Source organism: Mucilaginibacter terrae (genome assembly GCF_042679325.1).
GTDB classification, from domain to species: domain Bacteria; phylum Bacteroidota; class Bacteroidia; order Sphingobacteriales; family Sphingobacteriaceae; genus Mucilaginibacter; species Mucilaginibacter terrae.
In genome coordinates this window covers 1-5511 of sequence record NZ_JBHTMJ010000027.1, presented here as the reverse complement: position 1 = coordinate 5511, position 5511 = coordinate 1, and the positions used below count along the sequence as shown (strand labels likewise).

Sequence of the window (5511 nt, the reverse complement as noted above, 5' to 3'; positions counted from 1 at the left end):
GAGCGAATGGTTTGCCGGATAAACAAGCGAGATCACCCATTGGAATGATGGGATAGATATAAAGGCCGAACCGTGACGGAGAGGCGATCAAGTTCTTTAAGAAGTAACATGTAGCGTAGCGGAAAGATAGCGATATCTGATCTGCTGAAAAAAGAAGAGAGAAGACCTTACCAATAAGAGGTTGAAGTTACTTGGGGATACTGTAAAAAGATATAATAATAACAGATTTCTATTTTTAAGTAAAGTAGAGTCTGGATTAAAACAAAACATTTTACAATGGAGAGTTTGATCCTGGCTCAGGATGAACGCTAGCGGCAGGCCTAATACATGCAAGTCGGACGGGATTTGGGCTTCGGTCCAATGAGAGTGGCGCACGGGTGCGTAACACGTATGTAACCTACCTTTATCTGGGGGATAGCCTCTCGAAAGAGAGATTAACACCGCATAATATTACGACACGGCATTGTGATGTAATCAAATATTTATAGGATAAAGATGGGCATGCGGGACATTAGCTAGTTGGCGGGGTAACGGCCCACCAAGGCGACGATGTCTAGGGGATCTGAGAGGATGGCCCCCCACACTGGTACTGAGACACGGACCAGACTCCTACGGGAGGCAGCAGTAAGGAATATTGGTCAATGGGCGCAAGCCTGAACCAGCCATGCCGCGTGCAGGAAGACGGCCCTACGGGTTGTAAACTGCTTTTGTACCGGAATAAACCTTCTTTCGTGAAAGAAGCTGAATGTACGGTAAGAATAAGGATCGGCTAACTCCGTGCCAGCAGCCGCGGTAATACGGAGGATCCAAGCGTTATCCGGATTTATTGGGTTTAAAGGGTGCGTAGGTGGCCTGTTAAGTCAGGGGTGAAAGACGGTAGCTCAACTATCGCAGTGCCTTTGATACTGACGGGCTTGAATACAGTTGAAGTGGGCGGAATGTGACAAGTAGCGGTGAAATGCATAGATATGTCACAGAACACCGATTGCGAAGGCAGCTCACTAAAGTGTGATTGACACTGAGGCACGAAAGCGTGGGGATCAAACAGGATTAGATACCCTGGTAGTCCACGCCCTAAACGATGAATACTCGATGTTGGCGATATACGGTCAGCGTCTAAGCGAAAGCGTTAAGTATTCCACCTGGGGAGTACGCCCGCAAGGGTGAAACTCAAAGGAATTGACGGGGGCCCGCACAAGCGGAGGAGCATGTGGTTTAATTCGATGATACGCGAGGAACCTTACCCGGGCTTGAAAGTTAGTGAATGTGGCAGAGACGCCACAGTCCTTCGGGACACGAAACTAGGTGCTGCATGGCTGTCGTCAGCTCGTGCCGTGAGGTGTTGGGTTAAGTCCCGCAACGAGCGCAACCCCTATGTTTAGTTGCCAGCACGTCAAGGTGGGGACTCTAAACAGACTGCCTACGCAAGTAGAGAGGAAGGAGGGGACGACGTCAAGTCATCATGGCCCTTACGTCCGGGGCTACACACGTGCTACAATGGATGGTACAGAGGGCTGCTACCTGGCAACAGGATGCCAATCTCTAAAAGCCATTCACAGTTCGGATCGGGGTCTGCAACTCGACCCCGTGAAGTTGGATTCGCTAGTAATCGCGTATCAGCAATGACGCGGTGAATACGTTCCCGGGCCTTGTACACACCGCCCGTCAAGCCATGGAAGCTGGGGGTACCTGAAGTATGTAACCGCAAGGAGCGTCCTAGGGTAAAACTGGTAACTGGGGCTAAGTCGTAACAAGGTAGCCGTACCGGAAGGTGCGGCTGGAATACCTCCTTTCTGGAGCAGTATTCAATTAACAAGTAACGAAGTCTTACTTAACTGGAATCAAAGGATTCTGCTACGCACATGTATTTCTTAGATTAAAAAAGATAAAGAGGAATAAAGATAACCCTTCGAAAAAAGGAAAGCCATAGTATCAGGTAGGAAAGTGGCTAACATCAAACCATAGTCTCGTAGCTCAGTTTGGTTAGAGCACTACACTGATAATGTAGGGGTCAGCAGTTCAAATCTGCTCGGGACTACTACAGGGGTGAAATGAAGTTAAAAGTTAACAGTCCTAAGTTAGCAGTCAAGAGTTCAATAGAACTACGAACTGAAAACTGGAAACTGAAAACTGGAAACTGAATTACTTTTTAAAAAGGGGAATTAGCTCAGCTGGCTAGAGCACCTGCCTTGCACGCAGGGGGTCAACGGTTCGAATCCGTTATTCTCCACGCTTCGTATAAGAAGCAAGAATACAGCATATAGAAAACAGACAAGATATTGTCTTGGTTCTTGACTCTTGTATCTTGACTCTAACGAATAACGTTCTTTGACATATTGGAAGAAGTAATTGTAAAACTGATAAAACAACAGTGAAGGACAGTTACGAAGTTGACAGTGATCAGTTGACAGTTATCAGTAGCAATACAGGTAACAGACAACAGATAACAGACGACAGAAATAACTGAACATAAAGACATACTTGCACGAGCAAAAGCGTGTGAGTAGAAGAAAGTAAAGAAGGGTACACGGGGGATGCCTTGGCTCTCAGAGGCGATGAAGGACGTGATAAGCTGCGATAAGCTGCGGGGATTAGCAAATATGAATTAATCCGCAGATTTCCGAATGGGGAAACCTAGTTATTTGAAGAATAACTGCACGATGTGCGCGAACCTGTTGAACTGAAACATCTAAGTAAACAGAGGAAGAGAAAACAATAGTGATTTCCTGAGTAGTGGCGAGCGAAAGGGAAACAGCCCAAACCCATTTTGTTACGGCAAGGTGGGGGTTGTAGGACCACGAGACGGTATATTAAACAGAAGCGGAAGGGGATGGGAAGCCCCGCCATAGAGCATGAGAGCTGCGTACGCGTATAGAATAATAACCTAGTGAGTTCCTGAGTACTGCGGGGTCGGAGACGCCCTGTAGGAATCTGCCGGCACCATCCGGTAAGGCTAAATACTACTGAGAGACCGATAGTGAACCAGTACCGTGAGGGAAAGGTGAAAAGAACCCCGAACAGGGGAGTGAAATAGAACCTGAAACCGTGTACTTACAAGCGGTCGGAGCAGACCTGGTTCTGTGACGGCGTGCCTTTTGCATAATGAGCCTACGAGTTACTCTTCTCTGGCAAGGTTAAGTGGTTAAGCCACGCAGCCGAAGCGAAAGCGAGTCTGAATAGGGCGTGCAGTCAGAGGAGGTAGACGCGAAACCTTGTGATCTACCCATGGACAGGTTGAAGGTGCCGTAACAGGTACTGGAGGACCGAACCGATAAACGTTGAAAAGTTTCCGGATGATTTGTGGGTAGGGGTGAAAGGCTAATCAAACTGGGAAATAGCTCGTACTCCCCGAAATGTTTTTAGGAACAGCGTGGCGGTAAAGTTATATAGAGGTAGAGCTACTGATTGGGTGCGGGGGAGTCAAATCCTACCAAATCCAGACAAACTCCGAATGCTAAATAATATACGCTGCAGTGAGGCTCTGGGTGCTAAGGTCCAGGGCCGAGAGGGAAAGAACCCAGACCATCAGCTAAGGTCCCCAAATTACTATTAAGTTGAACTAACGAGGTCCGGTTGCACAGACAGCTAGGATGTTGGCTTGGAAGCAGCCATTCATTTAAAGAGTGCGTAACAGCTCACTAGTCGAGCGACCGGGCATGGATAATAAACGGGCATTAAATAGTATACCGAAGCTATGGATTATATATTTATATATACTGGTAGGGGAGCATTCCAGCATCGGAGAAGCGTGACACGACGAGTGCACGTGGAGAGGCTGGAAAAGCAAATGTAGGCATAAGTAACGATAAGGCGGGAGAGAAACCCGCCCACCGAAAGACTAAGGTTTCCTGATCAACGCTAATCGGATCAGGGTTAGTCGGGGCCTAAGGATAATCCGAGTGGAGATTCCGATGGACAACTGGTTAATATTCCAGTACTTTTTACAACTGCGATGCAGTGACGGAGTAGTGACACATCCGCGTCCTGACGGAATAGGACGTTAAAGGCCGTAGGTATAGGACCAGTAGTAAAGTACGCTGGTTTTGCTGAAAGCTGATAGTACACAAAGCCTTCGGGTGGCGTGATAGTGATGGTAATCAGACTTCCAAGAAAACCTGCTAAGCTTCAGGTTGTAAAAACCCGTACCGTAAACCGACACAGGTAGTCGAGGAGAGAATCCTAAGGTGCTCGAGTGATTCATGGCTAAGGAACTCGGCAAAATGGCCCTGTAACTTCGGGAGAAGGGGCGCTGGCAGTAATGTCAGCCGCAGTGAAAAGGCCCAGGCGACTGTTTAACAAAAACACATGGCTTTGCAAAATCGAAAGATGACGTATAAGGCCTGACACCTGCCCGGTGCCGGAAGGTTAAGAGGGGATGTTAGTCGCAAGGCGAAGCATTGAATCGAAGCCCCGGTAAACGGCGGCCGTAACTATAACGGTCCTAAGGTAGCGAAATTCCTTGTCGGGTAAGTTCCGACCTGCACGAATGGTGTAACGATCTGGGCGCTGTCTCAGCCATGAGCTCGGTGAAATTGTGGTATCGGTGAAGACGCCGGTTACCCGCAACGGGACGGAAAGACCCCATGCACCTTCACTACAACTTAACATTGATATCGGGTACAGGATGTGTAGGATAGGTGGGAGACTGTGATCCGGCTTCGCCAGGAGTCGGTTAGTCAACGTTGAAATACCACCCTTTCTGTATTTGGTGTCTAACCCTACAAAGTGGGGGACATTGTTTGGCGGGTAGTTTGACTGGGGTGGTCGCCTCCAAAAAGGTAACGGAGGCTTTCAAAGGTAAGCTCAGTACGCTTGGTAACCGTACGTGGAGTGCAATAGCATAAGCTTGCTTGACTGTGAGGCAGACAAGCCGAGCAGGGTCGAAAGACGGATATAGTGATCCGGTGGTTCTGCATGGAAGGGCCATCGCTCAAAGGATAAAAGGTACGCTGGGGATAACAGGCTGATCTCCCCCAAGAGCTCATATCGACGGGGAGGTTTGGCACCTCGATGTCGGCTCGTCACATCCTGGGGCTGGAGAAGGTCCCAAGGGTTCGGCTGTTCGCCGATTAAAGTGGCACGCGAGCTGGGTTCAGAACGTCGCGAGACAGTTCGGTCCCTATCTGTTGTGGGCGTTGGAAGTTTGAGTGGGGCTGACCTTAGTACGAGAGGACCGGGTTGGACTAACCTCTAGTGAATCTGTTATGGCGCCAGCTGTACTGCAGAGTAGCTACGTTGGGAATAGATAAGCGCTGAAAGCATCTAAGTGCGAAACTAGCCACAAGATGAGACTTCCATTGAGGGTCGTAGTAGACTACTACGTTGATAGGTTACAGGTGTAAAGGTGGTGACATCATAGCCGAGTAATACTAATTGCCCGAAGCTTTCTTCGACAACAGATACGTGGTACAAGCCTTAAAACTTGTACCACGCTAATCAAAACAACAAATGTTATTGTTGTTAACACTCAGGAAAAAACAAATACTTCTTTCAATAATATGTCATTGTTGA

Annotated in this window: 2 tRNA genes and 2 rRNA genes; all 4 read left to right on the top strand. The window is 48.2% G+C overall.

Annotated elements, in window-relative coordinates:
• The first annotated feature begins 273 nt into the window (after nucleotides 1-273).
• The 4 genes from ACFQ3S_RS19660 to ACFQ3S_RS19645 all read left to right on the top strand — a co-directional run bounded on the left by ACFQ3S_RS19660 (nucleotide 274) and on the right by ACFQ3S_RS19645 (nucleotide 5393).
• Nucleotides 274-1793, top strand: a 16S ribosomal RNA gene (locus ACFQ3S_RS19660).
• A 170-nt stretch (nucleotides 1794-1963) separates the two neighbouring features.
• Nucleotides 1964-2038, top strand: a tRNA-Ile gene (locus ACFQ3S_RS19655).
• Nucleotides 2039-2156: 118 nt separating this feature from the next.
• Nucleotides 2157-2230: transfer RNA gene (locus tag ACFQ3S_RS19650), tRNA-Ala, on the top strand.
• Between the two features lie 276 nt (nucleotides 2231-2506).
• Nucleotides 2507-5393, top strand: a 23S ribosomal RNA gene (locus ACFQ3S_RS19645).
• The 16S and 23S rRNA genes sit together here with 2 tRNA genes alongside, the layout of an rRNA operon.
• The last annotated feature ends 118 nt before the right edge of the window (nucleotides 5394-5511 follow it).